A 23,863-nucleotide genomic window follows, 5' to 3' on the forward strand; every position below is an offset into this window, starting at 1 on the left:
GCCCGCTGCTGCTGTGTCTGCTGTCGATTGGCATTGGCGCGCTGGCGGGAACCGTCGTCACGCTGCTGTTCTTCGGTGAACTGCATCTGATGACGCTGGTGATGAGCATGAGCATCATCGGCATCTCCGCCGACTACACGTTGTATTACCTGACCGAACGGATGGTGCATGGCGCGGAAACCTCGCCCTGGCAAAGTCTGGCAAAAGTGCGAAATGCCCTGCTGCTGGCGCTGCTGACCACCGTCGCGGCCTACCTGATTATGATGCTCGCCCCCTTCCCCGGCATTCGCCAGATGGCGGTATTTGCGGCGGCAGGGCTGAGCGCCTCGTGCCTGACGGTGATTTTCTGGCATCCGTGGCTGTGTCGCGGGCTACCGGTGCGTCCGGTTCCGGCGATGGTACTGATGCTGCGCTGGCTTGCCGCCTGGCGACGCAATAAAACGCTCTCCGTCGGTTTGCCGGTGGCACTCGCGCTTTTCTCACTGGCTGGTCTGACGACCCTACGCGTGGATGATGATATCTCCCAGTTGCAGGCGCTGCCGAAGCACATTCTGGCGCAGGAAAAAACCATTACCGCGCTGACCGGACAGAGTGTCGATCAGAAGTGGTTTGTGGTGTACGGCGACTCCGCACAGCAGACGCTGGAACGGCTGGAAGCCTTTGTCCCCGCGCTGGCGCTGGCGAAAAAAGAGGGTCTGCTCAACGGCTATCGCACGATCCCGTTGAATTCACTGACCCGTCAGCAGCAGGATCTCGCCTTGCTGATAAACGCTGCGCCCACGGTCATTCAGGCCCTGAACAACGCCGGGCTGACGACGGTCAATCCCGATCTAACCCCTATGCCGGTAACCGTTGACGCCTGGCTTGCCAGCCCGGCCAGCGAAGGTTGGCGACTGTTGTGGTTGAGCCTGCCTCACGGCGAAAGCGGTGTACTGGTGCCCGTGGAAGGCGTGACCCAGAGCGCTGCGCTCAACGCGCTTAGCGAGAAATATCCCGGCGTCGCGTGGGTCGATCGCAAAAGCACCTTTGACAACCTGTTTGCACTGTATCGCAACGTACTGACCGGTTTATTGTTTATCGCGCTGGCGGTAATTGCCTGCGGCGCGATCGCGCGGTTAGGCTGGCGCAGAGGATTGGTCAGCCTCGTGCCGTCGGTGCTCTCTTTGGGTTGCAGTCTGGCGGTGCTGGCATTGAGCGGGCATGCGGTCAATCTGTTCTCGCTGTTGGCGCTGGTGCTGGTTCTGGGGATCGGCATTAACTACACGCTGTTTTTCAGTAATCCGCGTGGGACGCCTCTCACTTCCCTGCTGGCTATCACGCTGGCGATGATGACCACTCTGCTGACGCTCGGCATGCTGGTCTTTAGCGCCACCCAGGCGATCAGCAGTTTTGGCATTGTGCTGGTCAGCGGCATTTTTACCGCGTTCCTGCTTTCCCCTCTGGCGATGCCGACGAAAAGAGAGAAAAAACGAAAATGATTAAACACCTTTTTGCCGGATGGCGGCTACGCCTTATCCGGCCTGACAGGTCAACAGGTTGGCGTAGGCCCGATAAGCGTAGCGCCATCGCGCAGTTAGCGCTGGGCCTCTTTGCGCTGTTACTCACCGGCTGCAGCCACTCGCCAAAAGATCAGCAAGGCCGCCCGCAGGCGTGGCTGGAGCCAGGTACGCGGGTGACGCTGCCTGCGCCGGGCATCTCTCCGGCAGTGAACGCTCAGCAGTTGCTCACCGGTCGCTTTAACGGCAAAACCCAGTCGCTGCTGGTAATGCTGAATGCCGATGATAAAAAAATCACGCTGGCGGGGCTGTCGTCGGTGGGTATTCGTCTGTTCCTCGTCACTTACGATGACAAAGGGTTGCACACCGAGCAGTCCATCGTGGTTCCACAATTGCCGCCCGCCAGTCAGGTGCTGGCTGACGTCATGCTCAGCCACTGGCCGATTAGCACCTGGCAGCCGCAGTTGCCGAAAGGCTGGACGTTGACGGACAGCGGCGACAGGCGTGAACTGCGTAATGCTCGCGGCACGCTGGTGACCGAAATCACCTACCTGAACCGCAAAGGCAAGCGCGAGCCGATCAGCATCGAACAGCATGTCTTTAAATACCACATCACCATTCAATATCTGGGTGACTGATATGATTTACATTTCTGCGGTGGGCATGATTAACGCGTTGGGCAACGATACCGATGAAATCGCCGCCAACCTGACGCATGGCGTTGCACCCGGCATGCGCCCGCGCACCGGCTGGTTACAGGGGCATCCGCACGCGGTACTTGCTGGCGTGGACGGCGAACTGCCCGCCATCCCGGATGACTTTAGCGCCCACCGTTCGCGCAACAATCAGCTGCTGCTGGCGGCGCTCAGGCAGATCCAGCCGCAGGTGGATGAGGCCATTGCGCGCTACGGTCGCGATCGGGTTGCGGTGGTGCTCGGCACCAGCACGTCCGGTCTGGATGAAGGCGACACGCACGTTAACCTGACGCTGAACGGCGAAGAGAGCCATCACTGGCAGTACGCGCAGCAGGAACTGGGCGACCCGTCGCGCTTTCTCAGCCACTGGCTGAAGCTGGACGGCCCGGCATTCACCCTCTCCACCGCCTGCTCCTCCAGCGCTCGCGCTATCATCAGCGGACGCCGCTTAATTGAATCCGATCTCGTGGACGTCGCCATCGTCGGCGGCGCAGATACCCTGAGCCGGATGCCGATCAACGGCTTCCACAGTCTCGAATCGCTCTCGCCGACGCGCTGTCTGCCGTTTGGCCGTGACCGAAGCGGTATTACTATTGGCGAAGGCGCGGCGCTGATGCTGTTGACCCGCGAGCCACAGCCCATCGCGCTGCTTGGCGTAGGGGAATCCAGCGACGCGCACCATATTTCGGCACCGCATCCGGAGGGCGTTGGGGCCATTCGCGCCATCCAGCAGGCGCTGGACGATGCCGGTCTCACACCCGAACAGGTGGGTTACATCAATCTGCATGGCACCGCCACGCCGCTGAACGACCAGATCGAATCCAGGGTGGTCAACGCGCTGTTTGGCGAGCGCGTCCCGTGCAGCTCGACCAAACACCTGACTGGCCACACGCTGGGCGCGGCAGGGATTACCGAAGCGGCGCTCAGCATGCTGGTTTTGCAGCATGACCTGCCTCTGCCAGTACAGGACTTTAGCCTGTCGCCGCGCGATCCGGCGCTGCCGCCCTGCGGCATCATCGAGCAACCTCAGCCGCTTGAACGCCCGTTTATCTTGTCGAATTCGTTCGCCTTTGGCGGCAATAACACCAGTATTCTGCTCGGGAGAATGTCATGAGCCACTATTTATCACCCGGCGAATACCTGCCGCACGACGCGCCCATGCTACTGCTCGACGAGGTCGTTTGTGTACGCGAAGAAACCGCCGTTTGTTGCGTCACCGTAACAAGCGGCGGCGTTCTCGCACCGTTCCTTGATCCGCAAGGCAATTTACCCGGCTGGTTCGCACTGGAACTGATGGCGCAGACTGTCGGCGTCTGGTCCGGCTGGCACCGCCATCAGCAGGGTCAGGGAGCGATCTCACTCGGGATGGTGCTCGGCGCGCGCGAACTGATTTGCACAGCCGGCGTTCTGCCCGCAGGAAAAACCGTATCCATTACCGTTAAGTTGCTGATGCAGGACGACCGTTTCGGCAGCTTCGAATGCGCGATTACCGCCGACGAAGAGACACTGGCGACAGGCCGCGTTAATACCTTCCAGCCATCGGCAGAAGAACTTCATTCTCTATTTCAACAAGGAGCGTCCGCATGAGTCGTTCAGTTTTAGTTACCGGCGCCAGCAAAGGCATCGGTCGCGCAATCGCCCGCCAGTTGGCAGCGGACGGCTTTGTGGTCGGCGTCCACTACCATCGTGATGCACAGGGCGCGCAGGAGACGCTGGATGCCATTCTCGCCGTCGGTGGCGCAGGGCGTCTGCTCAGTTTCGACGTGGCGAACCGCGAGCAGTGCCGCGAAGTACTGGAACAGGATATCGAGGCGTATGGCGCATGGTACGGCGTAGTCAGCAATGCAGGCGTTGCCCGCGATGCCGCCTTCCCGGCACTCAGCGACAGCGACTGGGACACGGTGATCCACACTAACCTCGACAGTTTTTATAACGTCATTCAGCCGTGCATCATGCCAATGATCGGCGCGCGCCAGGGCGGTCGGATTATCACCCTGTCGTCGGTGTCCGGCGTAATGGGCAATCGTGGGCAGGTAAACTACAGCGCCGCCAAAGCCGGGATTATCGGCGCCACCAAAGCGCTGGCGATTGAACTCGCGAAACGCAAAATAACCGTCAACTGCATCGCGCCGGGGCTGATCGACACCGGAATGATCGAAATGGAAGAGGCCGCGTTGAAGGAAGCGATGGCGATGATCCCAATGAAACGCATGGGTCAGGCGGACGAAGTCGCCGGGCTTGCCAGCTATTTGATGTCGGATGTGGCGAGCTACGTCACCCGTCAGGTGATTTCTATCAATGGAGGGATGTTATGACACGTCGCGTGGTGATAACGGGCATGGGCGGCGTCACCGCCTTTGGGGAAAACTGGCAGGATGTTTCCGCCAGACTGCGGGCCTATGAAAACGCCGTGCGCAAAATGCCGGAGTGGCAGGTTTATGAGGGGCTACATACCCTGCTGGGCGCGCCGATCGATGATTTCACGCTGCCGGAGCATTACACCCGTAAGCGCATCCGTGCGATGGGTCGCGTGTCGTTGATGTCCACCCGCGCCACCGAACTGGCGCTCGAACAGGCTGGACTGATTGGCGACGACGTGCTCACCAACGGGGAAACGGGTATTGCGTATGGCTCATCCACCGGCAGTACTGGCCCGGTGAGCGAATTTGCCACCATGCTGACCGAAAAGCACACCAATAACATTACCGGCACCACCTATGTGCAGATGATGCCGCACACCACCGCCGTCAATACCGGGCTGTTTTTCGGCCTGCGCGGACGCGTGATCCCCACCTCCAGCGCCTGCACGTCCGGCAGCCAGGCGATTGGCTATGCGTGGGAAGCGATTCGCCACGGTTATCAAACCGTGATGGTAGCAGGCGGCGCGGAAGAGTTGTGCCCGTCGGAAGCGGCGGTGTTTGATACGCTGTTCGCCACCAGTCAGCGCAACGATCAACCGAAAACCACGCCGTCGCCGTTCGATGAACAGCGCGATGGGCTGGTGATTGGCGAAGGCGCCGGGACGTTGATCCTTGAAGAACTGGAACACGCCAAAGCACGCGGCGCGACGATTTACGGTGAAATCATCGGGTTTGCCACCAACTGCGACGCCGCGCATATCACCCAGCCACAACGGGAAACCATGCAAATTTGCATGGAACAGTCGCTGAAAATGGCAGGATTAAACGCGCTGGATATCGGCTATATTTCCGCACACGGCACGGCGACGGATCGTGGCGATATTGCGGAAAGTCAGGCGACTGCCGCAATTTATGGCGATAATGTGCCAATCTCCTCGCTGAAAAGTTATTTTGGGCATACCCTTGGTGCCTGTGGCGCGCTGGAAGCCTGGATGAGTCTGCAAATGATGCGTGAAGGCTGGTTTGCGCCTACGCTAAACTTAAAACAGCCCGACGCCAACTGCGGCGCGCTGGATTACATCATGGGTGAAGCCCGCAAGATTGATTGTGAATTCTTACAGAGCAACAACTTTGCGTTTGGCGGCATCAATACGTCCATCATCATTAAACGTTGGTCCTGACATGTATCGGATCGTACTGGGAAAAGTTTCGACACTCAGCGCAGGCACCTTGCCGTCTGCGTTAACCGATCTGGCGCCGCAGGGTCCGCGACGCGCACGCTGGCTGGCCGGTCGCGTTCTGCTTTCCCACACCCTCTCGCCGCTGCCGGAGATTGTTTACGGCGAACAGGGGAAACCCGCGTTTTCACCCGAGACGTCGCTGTGGTTCAACCTGAGCCATAGCGGTGACGATATCGCCCTGCTGCTGAGCGACGAAGGCGAAGTGGGTTGCGATCTCGAAATCATCCGCCCACGCGCCAACTGGCGCTCGCTGGCAAATGCGGTCTTCAGCCTCGGCGAACATGCCGAAGTGGAAGCGGAACATCCGGATCGGCAGCTCGCCGCCTTCTGGCGCATCTGGACGCAAAAAGAGGCAATCGTGAAACAACGCGGCGGCAGCGCGTGGCAGATCGTCAGCGTCGACAGCACCTTTGACTCCGGGCTTTCGCTGAGCCATTGCCAGCTCGATAACCTGAGCCTGGCCGTCTGCACTCCCACGCCCTTTACCCTGAACGCAGACGCGGTGCAGTGGCTGGAAACGGTCTGACATCGCAAACATACGATTTTCGTATAATTCGCGTGTTTGACCGCTCTTCTCTTGATCCAGAACACGTCAAAAGTATGATGATTCTTTAGAATCGTCATACTCATAAAGTCGTACCTCTACATCATTCGGGATCACCATTTTGTCCAGACTACGCCGCACACTTTTTGCGCTGCTGGCCTGTGCGTCATTCCTTACGCACGCCGCTGCCACTGATGAAATTACGACCGCCTGGCCGGTCAACGTTGGGCCGCTTAACCCTCATCTGTATACCCCTAACCAAATGTTCGCCCAGAGCATGGTTTATGAGCCGCTGGTAAAGTATCAGGCCGATGGTTCGGTCATTCCGTGGCTGGCAAAAAGCTGGACCCACTCGGCGGATGGCAAAACCTGGACGTTTACCCTGCGTGATGATGTGACCTTCTCAAATGGTGAAGCGTTCGACGCCCATGCGGCGGCGGAAAACTTCCGCGTGGTGCTCGATAACCGCCAGCGTCACGCCTGGCTGGAACTCGTCAATCAGATCGTCGATGTGAAAGCGCTCGACAAAAACCAGCTCCAAATCACCCTGAAAAGTGCCTATTACCCGTTCCTGCAAGAGCTGGCGCTGCCGCGCCCGTTCCGGTTTATCGCGCCGTCGCAATTTAAAGACAACGAAACGATGCGCGGTATTAAAGCGCCGATTGGCACGGGGCCGTGGGTACTGAAAGCATCGAAGCTCAATCAGTACGATGTGCTGGTACGCAACGATCGCTACTGGGGTGAAAAACCACAGATTCAAAAAATTACCGTCAAAGTGATCCCGGATCCGACGACTCGCGCCGTCGCGTTTGAAACAGGCGACATCGACCTGTTATACGGTAACGAAGGGTTGTTGCCGCTCGATACCTTCGCCCGCTTCAGTCAGAACCCGAACTACCGCACCCAGCTTTCTCAGCCGATTGAAACGGTAATGCTGGCACTCAACTCAGCGAAAGCACCGACCAATGAACTGGCAGTACGTGAAGCGCTGAACTATGCGGTGAACAAGAAATCGTTGATCGACAATGCGCTGTACGGCACGCAGCAGGTCGCCGACACGCTGTTTGCACCTACCGTTCCTTATGCCAACGTTGGCCTGAAGCCACGTCAGTACGACCCGCAGCAGGCGAAAGATCTGCTTGAAAAAGCCGGCTGGACGCTCCCCGCAGGTAAAGATATTCGTGAGAAAAACGGTCAACCCCTACGCATTGAGCTGTCATTCATTGGCACCGACGCGCTGAGCAAATCGATGGCGGAAATTATTCAGGCCGATATGCGCCAGATTGGCGTTGATGTTGCACTTATTGGCGAAGAAGAGAGCAGTATTTATGCCCGTCAGCGCGACGGACGCTTCGAAATGATCTTCAACCGCACCTGGGGCGCGCCGTATGACCCGCACGCCTTTATGAGTTCGATGCGCGTGCCGTCACATGCGGATTACCAGGCTCAGCAGGGGTTAGCTGATAAAGCGTTAATTGATAAAGAGATTGGTGAAGTACTGGAAACCACCGATGACACCCAGCGTCAGGCGCTGTACAAAGACATCCTGACCCGTCTGCACAACGACGCGGTCTATCTGCCCATCAGCTATGTCTCGATGATGGTGGTCGCCAGACCTGAACTGGGCACAATTCCGTATGCGCCTATCGCCTCTGAAATCCCGTTTGAACAGATTAAACCGGTGAAACCCTGATGTTGCGTTATGTACTGCGGCGCATTCTGCTGCTGATTCCGATGATTTTCGCCGCCTCGGTGATTATCTTTCTGATGCTGCGCCTGGGCACCGGCGACCCGGCGCTCGACTATCTGCGCTTATCGAACCTGCCGCCGACGCCGGAAATGGTGGCCTCAACCCGCGTGATGCTGGGCCTTGATCAGCCGCTTGTCGTGCAGTACGGCACCTGGCTGTGGAAGGCGCTGCATCTGGATTTTGGCATCTCGTTCGCCACCCAGCGCCCGGTGTTGGATGACATGCTGAATTTCCTGCCTGCGACGCTGGAGCTGGCGGGCGCGGCGCTGGTGCTGATCCTGCTGACTTCCGTGCCGCTCGGTATCTGGGCGGCGCGTCACCGCGACCGTCTGCCGGATTTCGTCGTGCGACTGATTGCCTTCCTCGGCGTGTCGATGCCGAACTTCTGGCTCGCCTTCCTGTTGGTGATGTTCTTTTCGGTCTGGCTGCAATGGCTGCCCGCAATGGGCTACGGCGGCTGGCAGCATCTTATTTTACCCGCGGTATCGATCGCCTTTATGTCCCTGGCGATCAACGCCCGACTCCTGCGCGCCAGCATGTTAGAAGTCGCAGGGCAGCGTCACGTCACCTGGGCGCGCCTGCGCGGGCTGAACGACAAACAAACCGAGCGCCGCCATATTTTGCGTAATGCGTCGCTGCCGGTCGTCACCGCGGTCGGGATGCACATCGGCGAACTGATTGGCGGGACGATGATTATCGAGAACATCTTTGCCTGGCCGGGCGTCGGCCGCTATGCCGTGTCGGCGATATTTAACCGCGACTACCCGGTGATTCAGTGCTTTACGCTGATGATGGTGGTGGTCTTCGTGGTCTGTAACCTGATTGTTGATCTGCTGAACGCCGCGCTGGACCCACGCATTCGTCGTCATGAAGGAGCGCACTCGTGAACTTTTTCCTCTCTTCACGCTGGTCGGTTCGTCTGGCCATGATTGTCATCGCCCTGCTGGCGGTGATTGCGCTGACCAGCCAGTGGTGGCTGCCGTATGATCCGCAAGCGGTCGATTTACCCTCGCGCCTGTTGGCCCCCGACAGCCAGCACTGGCTGGGTACGGACCATCTGGGACGCGACATTTTCTCTCGCCTGCTGGCGGCGACCCGCGTGTCGCTGGGTTCGGTGATGGCCTGTCTGCTGCTGGTGCTGGCGCTGGGACTGATTGTTGGCGGCAGCGCCGGACTGCTGGGTGGTCGTGTCGATCAAGCCACCATGCGCGTCGCCGATATGTTTATGACCTTCCCGACCTCCATTCTTTCATTCTTCATGGTCGGCGTGTTGGGCACGGGACTCACCAACGTGATTATCGCCATCGCCCTGTCACACTGGGCGTGGTATGCGCGGATGGTGCGCAGCCTGGTCATCTCTCTGCGTCAGCGCGAGTTTGTTCTCGCATCACGGCTTTCCGGCGCAGGTCATGTCCGGGTATTCATCGACCATCTGGCCGGGGCGGTGATCCCGTCTTTGCTGGTGCTGGCCACGCTGGATATTGGACATATGATGCTGCACGTTGCCGGGATGTCTTTCCTCGGCCTTGGCGTGACGGCACCGACGGCGGAATGGGGGGTGATGATTAACGACGCCCGCCAGTATATCTGGACTCAGCCGCTGCAAATGTTCTGGCCGGGGCTGGCGCTGTTTATCACCGTGATGGCCTTCAACATGGTGGGTGACGCCCTGCGCGATCACCTGGATCCTCATCTGATCACGGAGCATGCCCACTGATGCCACAGCACATTGAACTGCAAAACATCGCTTTAGAGGCCGATCGCCCGCTGGTGCACGGTGTGTCGTTAACGCTCAAACGCGGACGTGTGCTGGCGCTGGTGGGTGGCAGCGGTAGCGGTAAATCATTGACCTGCGCGGCGGCGCTTGGGTTTTTGCCCGCTGGTGTGCGCCAGACAAACGGAACGCTGCTCGCTGACGGCAAACCGGTGTCGCCTCGATCCCTGCGTGGGTTCAAAATTGCCACCATTATGCAAAATCCGCGCAGCGCGTTTAATCCCCTGCATACGATGGCGACCCACGCACGGGAAACCTGTCAGGCGTTGGGTAAACCGGCAGATGACGCCACGCTCGTCAACGCCCTGCAAGCCGTGGGCCTGGAGCAGGCCGATCGCGTGCTGAAGCTCTACCCGTTCGAGATGAGCGGCGGCATGCTACAACGCATGATGATCGCGATGGCGGTACTGTCCGATGCGCCGTTTATCATCGCCGATGAGCCGACCACCGATCTGGATGTGGTGGCACAGGCGCGCATCCTCGATCTGCTGGAGAGCATTATGCAGAGCCGGGCACCGGGCATGCTGTTGGTGACTCACGATATGGGTGTGGTCGCGCGACTGGCCGACGATGTGGCAGTGATGGATAACGGAAACATCGTCGAACAGGGTGACGTGGAAACCCTGTTCAGGGCACCCCAACACGCCATCACCCGCGGTCTGGTATCGGCACATCTCGCTCTGTACGGTATGGAGTTAGCCTCATGACTTTACTCAGCGTCACAGACCTTTCTCATCAGTACGCCCACGCCAGCCTGGGTGGAAAACATCAGCATCAGCAGGTGCTGAAAGCGGTCTCTTTGCATCTGAAAAGCGGCGAAACCGTTGCCTTGTTAGGGCGCAGCGGCTGCGGAAAAAGCACGTTAGCGCGTCTGCTGGTCGGTCTGGAATCGCCCAGTCAGGGAAGCGTAAGCTGGCGCGGTGAACCGCTGGCAAAACTGAACCGGGCTAAACAAAAAGCGTTTCGCCGCGATATCCAGATGGTCTTTCAGGATTCCATTAGCGCAGTGAATCCGCGTAAAACCGTCTGTGAGATCCTGCGTGAGCCGATGCGTCATTTACTCTCGTTGTCCAAAGCCGAACAGCTAACGCGAGTGCGCGAGATGCTTCACGCCGTCGATCTGGATGAAAACCTGCTGGATAAACGTCCGCCACAGCTCAGCGGCGGTCAGCTCCAGCGCGTCTGTCTGGCCCGCGCACTGGTGGTAGAGCCGAAACTGTTGATTCTCGATGAAGCGGTGTCGAATCTCGATCTGGTGTTGCAGGCAGGCGTCATTCGTCTGCTCAAAAAAATACAGCAGCAGTTTGGTACCGCCTGCCTGTTTATCACCCACGATCTGCGGCTGGTGGAACGATTTTGCCATCGTGTGATGGTGATGGAGGACGGGCAGATCGTTGAGACACAGACTGTGGGTGAGGCATTAACCTTTTCCTCCGAGGCCGGTCGTGTGCTACAAAAGGCGGTACTCCCCGCATACCCCGTGCGCCATCGCGCCATTTCGTAAGGTTGATATCTGATGCAACGAGTCACCATCACGCTTGATGACGATTTACTGGAAACGCTGGATAGCCTGAGCCAGCGCCGTGGTTACAACAACCGCTCCGAAGCCATTCGTGACATTCTGCGCGGCGCGCTGGCGCAGGAAACCACGCAAGAGCACGGCACCCAGGGCTTTGCGGTGCTCTCCTACGTGTATGAACATGAGAAGCGTGATTTAGCCAGTCGCATTGTCTCAACGCAGCACCATCACCATGATTTGTCCGTCGCCACACTGCATGTGCATATCAACCATGACGACTGTCTGGAGATTGCCGTCCTGAAAGGCGACATGGGCGATGTTCAACATTTTGCCGATGATGTTATCGCCCAGCGCGGCGTGCGCCACGGCCATTTGCAGTGTTTGCCGAAGGAAGAGTAAGCCTCAACGATGCCGCCGGGGGCGCTGCGCTTGCCCGGCCTGCCTTTGCACTCCCGTAGGCCGGATAAGACATCGTCGCCATCCGGCATCTGATTACGCCATCGTGCCAATCGTCTTTCTGAACCGCAGCAATGCGATCAGGAAGAACGCCGCGCCAATGGCGAGAAGCGTCAGAAACTGCGGCCAGACAATGCTGAACCCGGCGCCGCGATAGAGTATGGCCTGCGCAAGACTGACAAAATGCGTCGTTGGCATCGTCAGCATGATGTCCTGCACCACCTTCGGCATGCTTTCGCGCGGCGTGGAGCCGCCGGAAAGCATTTGCAGAGGCAAAAGCACCAGAATCATCAACAGCCCCAGTTGCGGCATGGAGCGCGCCAGCGTACCCATAAAAATGCCGATCGACGTGGTGGCGAACAGACTCAGCGCCACCCCCAACATGAACAGCGGAATGGACCCTTCAATTGGCACGCCGAGCGCCCCTTTCACCATCAACATCAGCGACAGCCCCGAGACCACCTGCACCACCAGTCCCATTGACCAGACTTTCGCCATCATGATCTCAAACGGGGTGATCGGCATCACCAGCAGGTGTTCCACCGTACCGTGTTCACGTTCGCGTATCAGCGCCGAACCGGTCAGCACAATCGCCAGCATGGTGATGTTATTGATGATCGCCATCACCCCGCCAAACCACGCCGGATCGAGGTTCGGGTTGAAGCGCATTCGGGTCTCCAGCGAAACCAGCGGTTCACTGTTATCGCGATAACGCGCGACAAAACTGTTCACTTCGCCGCTGATGATATTCTGGATGTAGCTGTTGCCAGTGAACGCCTGGCTCATGCGCGTGGCGTCAACATTCACCTGAATATCGGGTTGCCTTCCGGCCAGCACGTCCCGTTGAAAGTTTGGCGGAATATTGACCGCAAAGGTATAGCGACCCGCATCCAGCCCGGCATCCATCTCATCGGCGGTGATCATCTCCGGCGGTAAAAACCACGGACGGTAGAAGCTGTTGACGATACGATTCGAGAGTTGAGACTGGTCCATATCGGCAATGGCAATCGGCGCGAGATGCAGCGACCCCGGCAGCACGGTCGCGGAGGAGTACACCGAGACGGTAAAGGCAAACACGATCAGCGTCAGCATCGCCTTATCGCCCAACAGGCTGCGCAACTCCTTGATACCTAAATTATAAATATTGCGTAGTCGGCGCATCACCCCTCCTGTTTTTTCAGCAACAGTACGCTCAGCCCCATCACCACCGGAATGGCGATCAGCAGCGGTACAAACAGCGGCCAGAGATCGGTGAGATCCAATGCTTTCGAGAATGTGCCCCGGGCGATCGTCAGGAAATGGCTGGTTGGATAGATCTCGCCGATCCACCGTCCCGGTCCTTCCAGCGACGCCACCGGATCGATCATCCCGGAGAACTGCGTCGCCGGGATCAGGGTAATGATGGACGTGCCAAAAATCGCCGCAATCTGACTCTTCATGAACGTGGAGATCAGCAGCCCCATTCCCGTGGCGATGGTGACATACAATAGCGCGGCCAGGCTGAGCGTGAGGAAACTGCCCTTGTGCGGTACGCCAAACACAAACACCGACAGGGCGCACAGCAGCAGGAAGTTCAGCATCCCCAGCGCGATATACGGCAACTGTTTACCGAGCAAAAATTCACTGCGGGTGGTGGGTGTGACATACAGATTGATGATCGACCCCAGTTCTTTTTCCCGCACCACGCTCAGTGCGCTCAGCATCGACGGGATCATCATCAGCAACAGCGGAATGACCGCCGGAACAATCGCTGGCAGACTTTTCACATCCGGGTTGTAGCGATAGCGTGTTTCAATGGTCATGAGTCCACTCTGCCCTACTGGCGTCGGCTGGCGGCTCGCTACGTCCTGTAGCCAGCTCTGGTGCATCGCCTGCACGTAGCCTTTTACCGTCTCGGCACGGCTGGGCATGGCGCCATCCACCCAGACGCCAATCTCCACCGGCGTCCCGCGCGCAATGTCACGGCCAAAATTAGGTGGGATTTCGATGGCTACTGCCACCTCGCCGGAACGCATCCGCCGGTCGAGATCGTCATAGCTGGTCAACGGCGGTTGTTCAATGAAGTAGCGTGAGCCTGCCAGATTCAATGACCAGGCCTGGCTGCTGACGGTTTGATCGCGATCGAGCACGGCAAAACGCAGGTTTTCGACGTCCATGCTGATGCCGTAACCCATGATCAGCATCAGGATCACCGTGCCCAGCAGCGCCAGCGTCGAACGCACCGGATCGCGCCTGAGTTCCAGCGCTTCGCGACGACTGTAGCTGAACAATCGCCGCAGGCTGAATCCCTGACGCGGTGGCTTCGCCTCTTCATGCTTTGTGTCCACCGGCACAGAGGTTTCAGGCGCCGGGCCCGCAGCCTCCTGGAGCCAGGAGATAAACGCCCCTTCAAGGCTTGCAGCCCCGCGCCGCTCAACCAGTTCCTGCGGCGTACCGCTGGCGAGCACTTTTCCGGCATGCATTAACGACATACGGTCACAGCGCTCGGCTTCGTTCATAAAGTGAGTGGAGATAAAAATGGTCACTTTGTCCTGACGCGACAAATCGACCATCAATTGCCAGAACATGTCCCTCGCCACCGGGTCAACGCCGGAGGTCGGTTCGTCGAGGATCAACATTTCCGGGCGATGGATCACCGCCACTGCCAGCGACAGCCGCTGGCGAATGCCAAGCGGGAGCGACTCGGGCAACGAATCCTCAACCTCCGCCAGCATAAAACGTTCGCTCATCTCCTGAACGCGCCGGGGGATTTCCGCTTCGGGGATGTGAAACAACCGGGCGTGGAGTTCCAGGTTTTGTCGAACGGTCAGCTCGCTGTACAGGGAAAACGCCTGCGACATGTAGCCCACCCGACGGCGGGTGTCGATATCCTTCGGGTCGACTGGTTGACCGAACAGCCAGGCCTCCCCTTCACTGGCAGGCAGCAGCCCGGTCAGCATCTTCATGGTGGTCGATTTACCGCAGCCGTTGGAACCGAGGAAGCCAAAGATCTCCCCACGCGGGATGCGGAAGTTCACGTGATCGACGGCGACAAAATTGCCAAAGCGCATGGTCAGGTCTTTTGCCTCAATGGCGATCTCTTCCTGCTCTGCGTGATACGGCGGAATCACCACCGGCTGATACGCCTGCCGCTGCGCCTGCGGTAACAGGGCGATAAACGCCTGCTCCAGCGTCGCGCTGGCGGTTTTATCGCGGAGTTCCTGCGCGCTGCCGGTCGCCAGCACCTCGCCTGCGTTCATCGCCACCAGCCAGTCGAAACGCTCGGCCTCTTCCATATACGCCGTCGCCACCAGCACACTCATGTTGGTCTGCCGCTGACGAATATTCTCTATCAGATCCCAGAACTGGGCGCGAGACAGGGGATCAACACCGGTGGTCGGTTCATCCAGTATCAATAATTCCGGGTCATGGATCAGCGCACAGCACAGACCTAATTTCTGTTTCATCCCGCCCGAGAGTTTTCCCACCGGACGATCGCGAAACGGCGCCAGACCGGTGCTGTTCAGTAACTCCGTAATCCGCGCTTCGCGCTCGGCTTTGTCATGACCGAACAAACGGGCGAAGAAGTCGACGTTCTCATACACCGACAACGTGTGATACAGGTTTTTTCCCAGGCCCTGCGGCATCCACGCAATACGCGGGCAGACGTCACGACGGTGTTTCGGATCGCGCATATCGCCGCCCAACACCATGACGTTGCCTTGCTCAATCACCCGGGCGCCGGAAATGAGCGACAGCAGGCTTGATTTCCCCACGCCGTCGGGGCCGATCAACCCCACCATGCAGCGCGCGGGGATATCCAGCGTGATGTTATTCAGCGCCACCGTGGTCCCGTAATGCTGACTCACGCCGTCAAGGTGCGCCACGGGAGGAACGGGAACCAGCGCCAGAGCGGTCATTGCGGCAACCTCACCGCCAGCGAGTCAGGCCAGGGAAGCTGTTCGTTCAGTCTCACCCACGCCATGCCTGGCAAGCCGGTTTTGACATATTCCAGATGCTGCTGGAGTAATTCAGGGGGGATCCGCGCCTTGACGCGAAACATCAGCTTCAAGCGCTCATCGCTGGTTTCAACGGTTTTCGGCGTGAACTGCGCGACGCTGGCGACAAAACTGATCGTGGCGGGAATACGCAGGTCCGGCGCGGCATCAAGCACCAGACGGGCTTCACCGCCAATTTTCAGCAGACCTGCTTGTTCGGTGGGCAGAAAGAACGTCATGTAAACATCGCTGAGATCGACCATATTCAGCACCCGACCGCCCGCAGCCAGCACTTCGCCCGGCTCCGCCACGCGGTACTGAACCCGGCCATCACGCGGGGCTTTAAGCGCGCTGTCTTCGATATCCGCGACAATCCGCCGTTCGGTCGCCTGCGCGGCGTCGACGCGGGTTTGCGCCTGGATAATGCTGGTGCGCGCGGCTTCAATCGCTGCTTTCGTCGCAGAGACCTGCGCCTTTGCCGACTCCAGCGCCGCGCGTGCGCTTTCCGCGGCGGCGCGATCGTCATCCAGTTGTTGCGCCGAGACCGCGCCACGCTGGGAGAGCGAGCGGGAACGAACGTGACGTTTGGAGACGGAATCCAGCTCGGCTTCACGCTGTTTCACTACCGACTGGGCAGCGCGGGTTTCGCTTTGCCGCTGTTCGAGCAGCGCCCGTGCAGCCGCCACGGCGCTTTCGGCCTCTTTGATTTGTGCGATGGCTTCCAGCCGTTGCTCCTGCAACACGCGGGTATCCATCTTCGCCAGCACTTCGCCCTGGCGAACGAACTGCCCCTCAGTCACGAGGATGGTATCAATACGTCCGGCGATTTTGGTGGCAATGTCCACTTCCGTCGCCTCGATTCTGCCGTTGCTGGCAGCAAAACCGTCCGGTACGCCTGCGGGCCGTAGACCCCACCACACGCCAGCAGCGATCACCACCAGTGCGCCCACAACCCACCACGTCAGATGACGTTTAATGTTGTCCATAATCGACCCGCCATAATCCCTGTTAGAAAACAATGCGTGTCACAAAACCCCACTGAACGGGCGTTCAGCGGTATCTTCCCTCCGGGATGAGAAGGAAAAAGTGAGAGTAGCCGGGCGGCGTACAGACGTCATGACTGCGCTCGCCGTGAAGGAAAGTGAATGACAGAGAAGTGCGAAAAACGGGTAGTAATGTTGTCATCATCAGCGTTCCTGGCCGTAAATGAAACACGCATACTCATAGCTAGTATCAATGGAATACTAGCATCATTATGGGTGATGTCTATTCGCTTATGGTTGGTAATGATATACAGGGTGAATGACTTACTCCCCGGCAAGATCCTGTGCACATACCCAGGCGCTGGACCACGCCCACTGGAAGTTATAACCGCCCAGCCAGCCGGTGACGTCCATCACTTCGCCGATAAAGTAAAGACCCGGCACCTTGCGCGCTTCCATGGTACGTGACGACAGTTCGTGGGTGTCTACCCCGCCAAGCGTCACTTCTGCCGTGCGATAGCCTTCAGTGCCGTTCGGCTGTACGCGCCAGTCGGTCAACGTGTCGATCAGCGTCTGCTGGTCGCGCACGTTGAGCTGTTTGAGCGAGACGTCAGGGATCTGCCCGAGCTGTTGCAGGCACTCGACCAGACGCTTCGGCAGCAGCATCGCCAGTGTATTCTTCAGGCTTTGATTCGGATGGGCGCTACGCTGTTCGTTCAGTACGTCATTCAGTCTGACATCCGGCAGTAAATTTATGCTGACAAATTCACCGGGCTGCCAGAAGCTGGAAATTTGTAAAACCGCAGGGCCAGAAAGGCCGCGATGGGTAAAGAGCAGATTTTCACGAAAGACGGTACCGTCCTGTGCGGTGATGACCGACGGAACGGAAACGCCAGACAGCACCTGAAGCTGCTCCAGCAGCGGTTTGTGCAGGGTAAACGGCACCAGCCCGGCGCGGGTTGGCAGAACGTTCAGACCAAACTGTTCGGCAATTTTATAGCCAAACGGTGACGCGCCCAGACCGGGCATCGACAGTCCGCCGGAGGCAATCACCAGCTTTTTCGCACCGATAGTCGCCCCGTTCAGCGCCAGCGTAAAACCGTCGTCATCCCGCGCAACGCTCAGCACTTCACTGCGTAAGCGCAGGGTAACATTGCCTTTTTCACACTCCGCCACCAGCATATCGACGATTTGCTGTGCGGAGTCATCGCAAAAAAGTTGCCCGAGCGTTTTTTCATGCCAGGCGATGCCGTGCTTACTGACGAGATCGATAAAATCCCACTGGGTATAGCGCGCCAGCGCAGATTTGCAAAAATGCGGGTTTTGGCTTAAATAAGCCGCTGGCTCAACATAAAGGTTGGTAAAGTTGCAGCGACCCCCACCGGACATGAGGATCTTGCGGCCAGGCTTCTTTCCATTATCAATAAGCAGCACCCGACTGCCGGCCTGTCCTGCCTGTGCTGCACAGAACATACCTGCCGCGCCAGCGCCTATAATAATGGCATCAAACCTTTCCACTTTACGTTCCTCTCTGAATTCAGGGCGTGAATTGTAAAGTTATCTCAGTGGTCGCACCAGCGACAAAATCCTTAGGAAGAAGTATTTATATGAAATATATAAGATAATTCTTTATGGGCACTATTGTATTCAGACGTTAAATCAAAAAAAGTCTATATTTCACTTTGCCCGCGCCGCTAAAGTCACTGATAATGCGCCGCGTTCATGTCCTCAAGATGGCGTAACGTCCTATGCTACATTTGTTTGCTGGCCTGGATTTACATACCGGGCTTTTATTATTGCTTGCTCTGGCTTTTGTGCTGTTCTACGAAGCAATCAACGGCTTCCATGATACAGCCAACGCAGTCGCAACCGTGATCTACACCCGTGCGATGCGTTCGCAGCTTGCGGTGGTCATGGCGGCGGTGTTCAACTTCTTTGGTGTACTGCTGGGCGGTCTCAGCGTAGCCTATGCCATCGTGCATATGTTACCGACCGATCTCCTGCTCAACATGGGATCTTCGCATGGACTTGCGATGGTGTTCTCCATGCTGCTCGCCGCGATCATCTGGAACCTGGGTACCTGGTACTTTGGGTTACCCGCCTCCAGTTCCCACACGCTGATCGGCGCGATTATCGGCATCGGTTTAACCAATGCCCTGATGACCGGCACGTCAGTGGTGGACGCACTCAACATCCCGAAAGTCATCGGTATTTTTGCCTCGCTGATCGTCTCGCCCATCGTTGGCCTGGTGGTTGCAGGCGGCCTGATTTTCCTTCTGCGTCGCTACTGGAGCGGGACTAAAAAACGCGCCCGTATTCACCTCACGCCAGCGGAACGTGAAAAGAAAGACGGCAAGAAAAAGCCGCCGTTCTGGACCCGTATCGCCCTGATTCTTTCTGCTATCGGCGTGGCCTTCTCGCATGGCGCGAACGACGGTCAGAAAGGCATTGGTCTGGTCATGCTGGTTCTGATTGGTGTGGCGCCGGCGGGCTTCGTGGTAAATATGAATGCTTCGGGTTATGAAATCACCCGTACCCGTGATGCCATCAACAACGTCGAAATCTACTTCCAGCAGCATCCTGATCTGCTGAAACAGGTGACGGGCGTCGATCAGTTGATTCCGTCTCCGGAACCGGCCGCAACGCAGCCGGCAGAATTCCACTGCCATCCGGCAAACACCCTTAACGCGCTGGATCGCGCGAAGGCGATGTTGTCGAACAATGTGGAAAGCTATGACAAGCTGAGCGTTGAGCAGCGCGGCCAACTGCGTCGCATCATGCTGTGCATTTCCGACACGACCGATAAAGTGACGAAACTGCCGGGCGTGAGCGCTGACGACCAGCGTCTGCTGAAGAAACTGAAAACCGATATGCTGAGCACCATTGAGTATGCGCCAATCTGGATCATCATGGCGGTCGCGCTGGCGCTGGGTATTGGTACCATGATCGGCTGGCGCCGCGTGGCGACCACCATCGGTGAGAAGATTGGTAAGAAAGGCATGACCTATGCTCAGGGGATGTCTGCGCAGATGACGGCGGCGGTCTCTATCGGTCTGGCCAGCTACACCGGGATGCCGGTGTCCACCACCCACGTACTCTCTTCCTCCGTCGCGGGGACGATGGTTGTCGACGGTGGCGGTCTGCAACGTAAAACGGTGACCAGCATTCTGATGGCGTGGGTGTTCACATTACCCGCAGCGATTCTGCTGTCCGGTACCCTGTACTGGATCTCGCTGAAGCTGATTTAAGCGAAAAGAGAAAAGAAGTTACCGTAGCAAGCGGGTCAGGAAACTGGCCCGCTTTTTTTTGCTCAGTGCCAAATCAACAGGGCAATAAGACTGACCACCACGAGCCCACATAACGCGCTGGTCAGAATGAACTGACGACGTACCCGCTCACAGCGGCGGATAAACTCATCATCATGATGATCGCGGTAGCGCTGGGCGTAGATATACCACACCAGGCGTACCTGCTTATTGGGTTGGCCGTGCGAGGTGAAAAAGCCGCCCCCATCAACATACTGATAGAGCAAAGGATCGCAACCACGAAGTACCACGAGCAGCGCGCGTAGCGACGAGAAATAGCGCGCCATATTCACAATGCAAACAACACATAATGCCCAGAATAATGCAACGGTGCTTATCATACGACCTCCCCGGCGACCCGCCCACGGAGCTCCGCTCCGGGACTACCGCTCCCCGAAACTTGCCAGACAGTCAATGAAAAAGTACGACTAAAAACCGCTCGTTTTGAGCTTATCATCAGAGCGGCTCTCTAAATAGTGTAGGAGATCAGTTAATTTTTTTGCCAGAAGGTTAATCACTATCAATGCAATTATCTAAATATTTTGTTTAACTATTTGGTAAGCAAGGCGGATTGACGGATTATCCAGGTCGCTATACTGTAAGGATAGTCTCTACAATTCACTTCATCGCGGCTGAGCTAGCCCCGCGTAGACATATCGCACAGTTCGCAGGACGCGAGTGACGCAAGGTAGAAAAATCGCTAGCTGGCTGGTCATCGACAACTTTATGGAAGGAGTAATACTATGGCTTACAAACATATTCTCATCGCGGTTGATCTTTCTCCGGAAAGCAAAGTTCTGGTAGAAAAAGCCGTCTCTATGGCACGGCCGTACAACGCAAAAGTTTCCCTTATCCACGTTGATGTGAACTACTCTGACCTGTATACCGGCCTGATCGACGTCAATCTGGGCGACATGCAAAAACGCATTTCTGAAGAAACTCACCACGCACTGACCGAACTGTCCACCAACGCAGGCTATCCGATTACCGAAACCCTGAGCGGCAGCGGCGATCTGGGTCAGGTGCTGGTTGACGCCATCAAGAAATACGACATGGACCTGGTCGTTTGCGGTCATCACCAGGACTTCTGGAGCAAACTGATGTCCTCCGCGCGCCAGCTGATCAACACTGTTCACGTCGACATGCTGATTGTTCCGCTACGCGACGAAGAAGAATAAAACATCGCTAACCGGGTTATCCGGTCTTTCAGAGCGCCCGCCTTTGCGGGCGTTTTTGTTTCTGTCCTCTCCACAAACGATCAGTACAACCTCCCACCCCTCCAATCATAATTAGTGTGATCAACTGATTAGAACGAAATCAATCTGTATAATACTCTACGCTACCGGCTAATGGCCGCAGTCTATAACAGAGTCAGACTTTTTCGGCGCGTTTCGTATTACGCGTTCATACTTTTCGGGATGGCATTGAAAGGCGAAGCAATATGAATACATCTGCACCAACGGGTTTGCTGCAGCAACCCCGCCCGTTCTTCATGATCTTTTTTGTCGAGTTATGGGAACGATTTGGCTATTACGGCGTTCAGGGTATCCTGGCGGTTTTCTTTGTTAAGCAACTGGGATTCTCACAAGAGCAGGCGTTTATCACCTTCGGTGCCTTTGCCGCACTGGTCTACGGTCTGATCTCGATTGGGGGGTACGTTGGCGACCACCTGCTCGGCACCAAACGTACGCTGGTGCTGGGCGCGGTTGTGCTGGCGCTTGGTTACTTCATGACGGGAATGTCGCTGCTCAAACCGGACCTTATTTTTATCGCGCTTGGGACGATTGCCGTTGGCAACGGTCTGTTTAAAGCGAACCCGGCAAGCCTGCTCTCCAAATGCTATCCGCCAAAAGATCCACGTCTGGATGGCGCATTCACGCTGTTCTACATGTCGATAAACATCGGTTCGCTGCTGTCGCTGTCGCTGGCGCCGGTGATCGCAGATAAGTTTGGTTATGCCGTCACCTATAACCTGTGCGGAGCGGGGCTGATTGTCGCGCTGCTGGTCTATTTCGCCTGCCGCGGTATGGTGAAAGATATCGGTTCCGAGCCAGACCATCTGCCGATGAGCTTCCGCAATCTGCTGTATGTCCTGATTGGCACCGTGGCGATGGTCTTTCTCTGCGCCTGGTTGATGCACAACGTGAAAATCGCCAACCTGGTGCTGATTGTTCTGTCGATTGCGGTGACCATTATCTTCTTCCGCCAGGCTTTCAGGCTGGATAAAACCGGGCGCAACAAGATGTTTGTGGCGTTTATCCTGATGCTCGAAGCGGTACTGTTTTACATTCTGTATGCGCAGATGCCGACATCACTGAATTTCTTTGCCATCAATAACGTTCACCATGAGATCCTCGGTTTCACGATTAACCCGGTGAGCTTTCAGGCACTGAACCCGTTCTGGGTGGTGGTTGCCAGCCCGGTACTGGCGGCGATCTACACGCGTCTGGGTAGCAAAGGCAAAGACCTGACGATGCCGATGAAGTTTACCCTCGGGATGTTCCTGTGCTCGCTGGGCTTTCTGACCGCCGCAGCGGCAGGCATGTGGTTTGCCGATGCGCAGGGACTGACGTCACCGTGGTTTATCGTACTGGTTTATCTGTTCCAGAGCCTCGGCGAGTTGCTGATTAGCGCGCTGGGGCTGGCGATGGTCGCGGCACTGGTTCCGCAGCATCTGATGGGCTTTATTCTTGGGATGTGGTTCCTGACGCAGGCTGCTGCGTTCCTGCTGGGGGGTTACGTCGCGACCTTTACTGCCGTTCCGGAGAACATCACCGATCCGCTGCAGACATTGCCGATCTATACCGGCGTGTTCAGTAAAATCGGGCTGGTGACGCTGGCTGTCACCGTCGTGATGGCGCTGATGGTGCCGTGGCTGAACCGGATGATTAATACACCGGATACCGCGCAATAATCGTGATTGCCGGATGGCGGCTCACGCCTCATCCGGCCTACCCACACCGCGTCGTAGCCCGGATAGGCGCAGCGCCATCAGGCGGCCTGTTAATCCGCCAAAGGTGTACCGGCATAAATATCAAACCGGTGCCCTTTGGTTACCACCGCATTCGGCGTAGCAACATCCGCCAGCGGCGGCGCGTAGTCCGGGCGTTTCACCACCACGCGTTTGGTTGCGAGCTGACGTGCTGGTTCCAGCAAGCCGTCGGCGTCCAGATCCGGTCCCACCAGCGACTGAAAGACGCGCATCTCTTTTTTCACCAGCGCGCTTTTCTGTTTGTGGGGAAACATCGGGTCGAGATAGACCACCTGCGGACGCGGCGTGATATCCGTCAGCGCCGTCAGGCTGGAGGCATGGATCAGCTGCAGTCGTGCCTGCAACCACGGGCCGATTTCCGCATCGGCATAGCCGCGCGCCAGACCATCATCAAGTAGCGCCGCCACCACCGGGTTACGCTCCAGCATCCGCACATGACAGCCGACCGAGGCCAGAACGAATGCATCACGCCCCAGACCCGCAGTCGCATCGACGACATCTGGCAAATAGTCGCCTTTAACGCCCACCGCTTTTGCCACCGCTTCACCGCGACCGCCGCCGAACTTGCGGCGATGGGCCATCGCCCCGCCAACAAAATCCACGAAAATACCGCCGAGCTTCGGTTCATCGCGCTTACGCAACTCCAGATGCTCCGGTGTCAGCACCAGCGCCATCAGGTTGTCTTCGTCGTGTTCCAGTCCCCAGCGGGAGGCCAGAACAGATAAGGCGCCGTCTCCGGCGCCTGTTTCATCCAGTAAACAAATTTTCACT

General features: G+C 57.5%; 22 protein-coding genes. 16 read left to right on the top strand and 6 right to left on the bottom strand.

The window, feature by feature from the left end; genetic code table 11:
- From AB7E14_RS01870 to nikR, 13 genes are all read left to right on the top strand, one after another.
- The coding region (locus AB7E14_RS01870; RefSeq protein ID WP_428169300.1) for an MMPL family transporter at positions 1-1,478 on the top strand (1,478 nt) is incomplete at its 5' end.
- Positions 1,478-2,134, top strand: coding sequence for a DUF3261 domain-containing protein (locus AB7E14_RS01875; RefSeq protein WP_369700152.1), 657 nt, complete (start codon positions 1,478-1,480; stop codon positions 2,132-2,134). The genes AB7E14_RS01870 and AB7E14_RS01875, both read left to right, overlap by 1 nt.
- A gap of 1 nt (position 2,135) precedes the next feature.
- Positions 2,136-3,305 carry a beta-ketoacyl-[acyl-carrier-protein] synthase family protein gene (locus tag AB7E14_RS01880; RefSeq protein ID WP_316962363.1) on the top strand — a complete coding sequence of 390 codons (1,170 nt, stop codon included), beginning with the start codon at positions 2,136-2,138 and terminating at the stop codon, positions 3,303-3,305.
- Positions 3,302-3,778 carry a 3-hydroxy-fatty acyl-ACP dehydratase gene (locus AB7E14_RS01885; RefSeq protein WP_316962365.1) on the top strand — a complete coding sequence of 159 codons (477 nt, stop codon included), beginning with the start codon at positions 3,302-3,304 and terminating at the stop codon, positions 3,776-3,778. Before AB7E14_RS01880 ends, AB7E14_RS01885 begins: the two co-directional genes overlap by 4 nt.
- Positions 3,775-4,506, top strand: coding sequence for a 3-ketoacyl-ACP reductase FabG2 (locus tag AB7E14_RS01890; protein WP_125339339.1), 732 nt, complete (start codon positions 3,775-3,777; stop codon positions 4,504-4,506). The genes AB7E14_RS01885 and AB7E14_RS01890 overlap by 4 nt, the downstream gene beginning before the upstream one ends.
- On the top strand, positions 4,503-5,732 hold the full coding sequence (locus tag AB7E14_RS01895; RefSeq protein WP_042998509.1) for a beta-ketoacyl-ACP synthase: 1,230 nt from the start codon (positions 4,503-4,505) through the stop codon (positions 5,730-5,732). Before AB7E14_RS01890 ends, AB7E14_RS01895 begins: the two co-directional genes overlap by 4 nt.
- Position 5,733: 1 nt before the next feature.
- Entirely contained in the window at positions 5,734-6,318 is a 585-nt protein-coding gene (acpT, locus tag AB7E14_RS01900; RefSeq protein WP_044327811.1) for a 4'-phosphopantetheinyl transferase AcpT, read from the top strand.
- A 136-nt stretch (positions 6,319-6,454) separates the two neighbouring features.
- On the top strand, positions 6,455-8,029 hold the full coding sequence (gene nikA, locus AB7E14_RS01905; protein ID WP_316962442.1) for a nickel ABC transporter substrate-binding protein: 1,575 nt from the start codon (positions 6,455-6,457) through the stop codon (positions 8,027-8,029).
- Positions 8,029-8,973 (top strand): nickel ABC transporter permease subunit NikB, encoded by a 945-nt coding sequence (gene nikB, locus AB7E14_RS01910; RefSeq protein WP_044253638.1) that lies wholly within the window; start codon positions 8,029-8,031, stop codon positions 8,971-8,973. The genes nikA and nikB overlap by 1 nt, the downstream gene beginning before the upstream one ends.
- Positions 8,970-9,803 carry a nickel ABC transporter permease subunit NikC gene (nikC, locus tag AB7E14_RS01915; RefSeq protein WP_316962367.1) on the top strand — a complete coding sequence of 278 codons (834 nt, stop codon included), beginning with the start codon at positions 8,970-8,972 and terminating at the stop codon, positions 9,801-9,803. Before nikB ends, nikC begins: the two co-directional genes overlap by 4 nt.
- Positions 9,803-10,567 carry a nickel import ATP-binding protein NikD gene (gene nikD / locus AB7E14_RS01920; RefSeq protein WP_316962368.1) on the top strand — a complete coding sequence of 255 codons (765 nt, stop codon included), beginning with the start codon at positions 9,803-9,805 and terminating at the stop codon, positions 10,565-10,567. Before nikC ends, nikD begins: the two co-directional genes overlap by 1 nt.
- Complete coding sequence (gene nikE, locus AB7E14_RS01925) at positions 10,564-11,364, top strand: nickel import ATP-binding protein NikE (RefSeq protein WP_316962369.1); 801 nt, start codon at positions 10,564-10,566, stop codon at positions 11,362-11,364. The genes nikD and nikE overlap by 4 nt, the downstream gene beginning before the upstream one ends.
- Positions 11,365-11,376: 12 nt before the next feature.
- Positions 11,377-11,778, top strand: coding sequence for a nickel-responsive transcriptional regulator NikR (gene nikR, locus AB7E14_RS01930; RefSeq protein WP_042323093.1), 402 nt, complete (start codon positions 11,377-11,379; stop codon positions 11,776-11,778).
- Positions 11,779-11,871: 93 nt separating this feature from the next.
- Here nikR and AB7E14_RS01935 read toward each other — a convergent pair whose 3' ends face one another.
- The 4 genes from AB7E14_RS01935 to AB7E14_RS01950 all read right to left on the bottom strand — a co-directional run bounded on the left by AB7E14_RS01935 (position 11,872) and on the right by AB7E14_RS01950 (position 18,313).
- Positions 11,872-12,996, bottom strand: a complete 1,125-nt coding sequence (locus AB7E14_RS01935; protein ID WP_316962370.1) for an ABC transporter permease — start codon at positions 12,994-12,996, stop codon at positions 11,872-11,874.
- Positions 12,996-15,734 (bottom strand): ribosome-associated ATPase/putative transporter RbbA, encoded by a 2,739-nt coding sequence (rbbA, locus tag AB7E14_RS01940; RefSeq protein ID WP_316962371.1) that lies wholly within the window; start codon positions 15,732-15,734, stop codon positions 12,996-12,998. Before rbbA ends, AB7E14_RS01935 begins: the two co-directional genes overlap by 1 nt.
- The gene (locus AB7E14_RS01945) at positions 15,731-16,798 is read right to left on the bottom strand and encodes an HlyD family secretion protein (RefSeq protein WP_316962372.1); all 1,068 of its coding nucleotides are present in this window, start codon (positions 16,796-16,798) and stop codon (positions 15,731-15,733) included. The genes rbbA and AB7E14_RS01945 overlap by 4 nt, the downstream gene beginning before the upstream one ends.
- A gap of 321 nt (positions 16,799-17,119) precedes the next feature.
- Positions 17,120-18,313 carry an NAD(P)/FAD-dependent oxidoreductase gene (locus AB7E14_RS01950; protein ID WP_316962373.1) on the bottom strand — a complete coding sequence of 398 codons (1,194 nt, stop codon included), beginning with the start codon at positions 18,311-18,313 and terminating at the stop codon, positions 17,120-17,122.
- 230 nt (positions 18,314-18,543) lie between these two features.
- Between AB7E14_RS01950 and pitA the strand changes: the two genes are divergently transcribed.
- The gene (gene pitA, locus AB7E14_RS01955) at positions 18,544-20,043 is read left to right on the top strand and encodes an inorganic phosphate transporter PitA (protein WP_042998523.1); all 1,500 of its coding nucleotides are present in this window, start codon (positions 18,544-18,546) and stop codon (positions 20,041-20,043) included.
- A 62-nt stretch (positions 20,044-20,105) separates the two neighbouring features.
- Here pitA and uspB read toward each other — a convergent pair whose 3' ends face one another.
- Complete coding sequence (uspB, locus tag AB7E14_RS01960; protein WP_042998524.1) at positions 20,106-20,441, bottom strand: universal stress protein UspB; 336 nt, start codon at positions 20,439-20,441, stop codon at positions 20,106-20,108.
- Positions 20,442-20,843: 402 nt separating this feature from the next.
- On the opposite strand from uspB, the gene uspA reads away from it, so the two are divergent.
- Positions 20,844-21,278 carry a universal stress protein UspA gene (gene uspA / locus AB7E14_RS01965; RefSeq protein WP_000323571.1) on the top strand — a complete coding sequence of 145 codons (435 nt, stop codon included), beginning with the start codon at positions 20,844-20,846 and terminating at the stop codon, positions 21,276-21,278.
- 263 nt (positions 21,279-21,541) lie between these two features.
- Positions 21,542-23,014, top strand: coding sequence for a dipeptide/tripeptide permease DtpB (dtpB, locus tag AB7E14_RS01970; protein ID WP_042998525.1), 1,473 nt, complete (start codon positions 21,542-21,544; stop codon positions 23,012-23,014).
- Positions 23,015-23,103: 89 nt separating this feature from the next.
- Here dtpB and rsmJ read toward each other — a convergent pair whose 3' ends face one another.
- Positions 23,104-23,862, bottom strand: a complete 759-nt coding sequence (gene rsmJ, locus AB7E14_RS01975) for a 16S rRNA (guanine(1516)-N(2))-methyltransferase RsmJ (protein WP_042998526.1) — start codon at positions 23,860-23,862, stop codon at positions 23,104-23,106.
- Between the last annotated feature and the right edge of the window lies 1 nt (position 23,863).

The organism is Citrobacter sp. (assembly GCF_050252275.1).
Classification (GTDB): domain Bacteria; phylum Pseudomonadota; class Gammaproteobacteria; order Enterobacterales; family Enterobacteriaceae; genus Citrobacter_A; species Citrobacter_A amalonaticus.

Coding starts and splice junctions, on each gene's coding strand:
- AB7E14_RS01880 (WP_316962363.1), top strand. CDS start 2,136: ATGATTTACATTTCTGCGGTGGGCATGATTAACGCGTTGGGCAACGAT.
- AB7E14_RS01885 (WP_316962365.1), top strand. CDS start 3,302: ATGAGCCACTATTTATCACCCGGCGAATACCTGCCGCACGACGCGCCC.
- AB7E14_RS01890 (WP_125339339.1), top strand. CDS start 3,775: ATGAGTCGTTCAGTTTTAGTTACCGGCGCCAGCAAAGGCATCGGTCGC.
- AB7E14_RS01895 (WP_042998509.1), top strand. CDS start 4,503: ATGACACGTCGCGTGGTGATAACGGGCATGGGCGGCGTCACCGCCTTT.
- acpT (WP_044327811.1), top strand. CDS start 5,734: ATGTATCGGATCGTACTGGGAAAAGTTTCGACACTCAGCGCAGGCACC.
- nikB (WP_044253638.1), top strand. CDS start 8,029: ATGTTGCGTTATGTACTGCGGCGCATTCTGCTGCTGATTCCGATGATT.
- nikD (WP_316962368.1), top strand. CDS start 9,803: ATGCCACAGCACATTGAACTGCAAAACATCGCTTTAGAGGCCGATCGC.
- nikE (WP_316962369.1), top strand. CDS start 10,564: ATGACTTTACTCAGCGTCACAGACCTTTCTCATCAGTACGCCCACGCC.
- nikR (WP_042323093.1), top strand. CDS start 11,377: ATGCAACGAGTCACCATCACGCTTGATGACGATTTACTGGAAACGCTG.
- AB7E14_RS01935 (WP_316962370.1), bottom strand. CDS start 12,996: ATGCGCCGACTACGCAATATTTATAATTTAGGTATCAAGGAGTTGCGC.
- rbbA (WP_316962371.1), bottom strand. CDS start 15,734: ATGACCGCTCTGGCGCTGGTTCCCGTTCCTCCCGTGGCGCACCTTGAC.
- AB7E14_RS01945 (WP_316962372.1), bottom strand. CDS start 16,798: ATGGACAACATTAAACGTCATCTGACGTGGTGGGTTGTGGGCGCACTG.
- pitA (WP_042998523.1), top strand. CDS start 18,544: ATGCTACATTTGTTTGCTGGCCTGGATTTACATACCGGGCTTTTATTA.
- uspB (WP_042998524.1), bottom strand. CDS start 20,441: ATGATAAGCACCGTTGCATTATTCTGGGCATTATGTGTTGTTTGCATT.
- uspA (WP_000323571.1), top strand. CDS start 20,844: ATGGCTTACAAACATATTCTCATCGCGGTTGATCTTTCTCCGGAAAGC.
- dtpB (WP_042998525.1), top strand. CDS start 21,542: ATGAATACATCTGCACCAACGGGTTTGCTGCAGCAACCCCGCCCGTTC.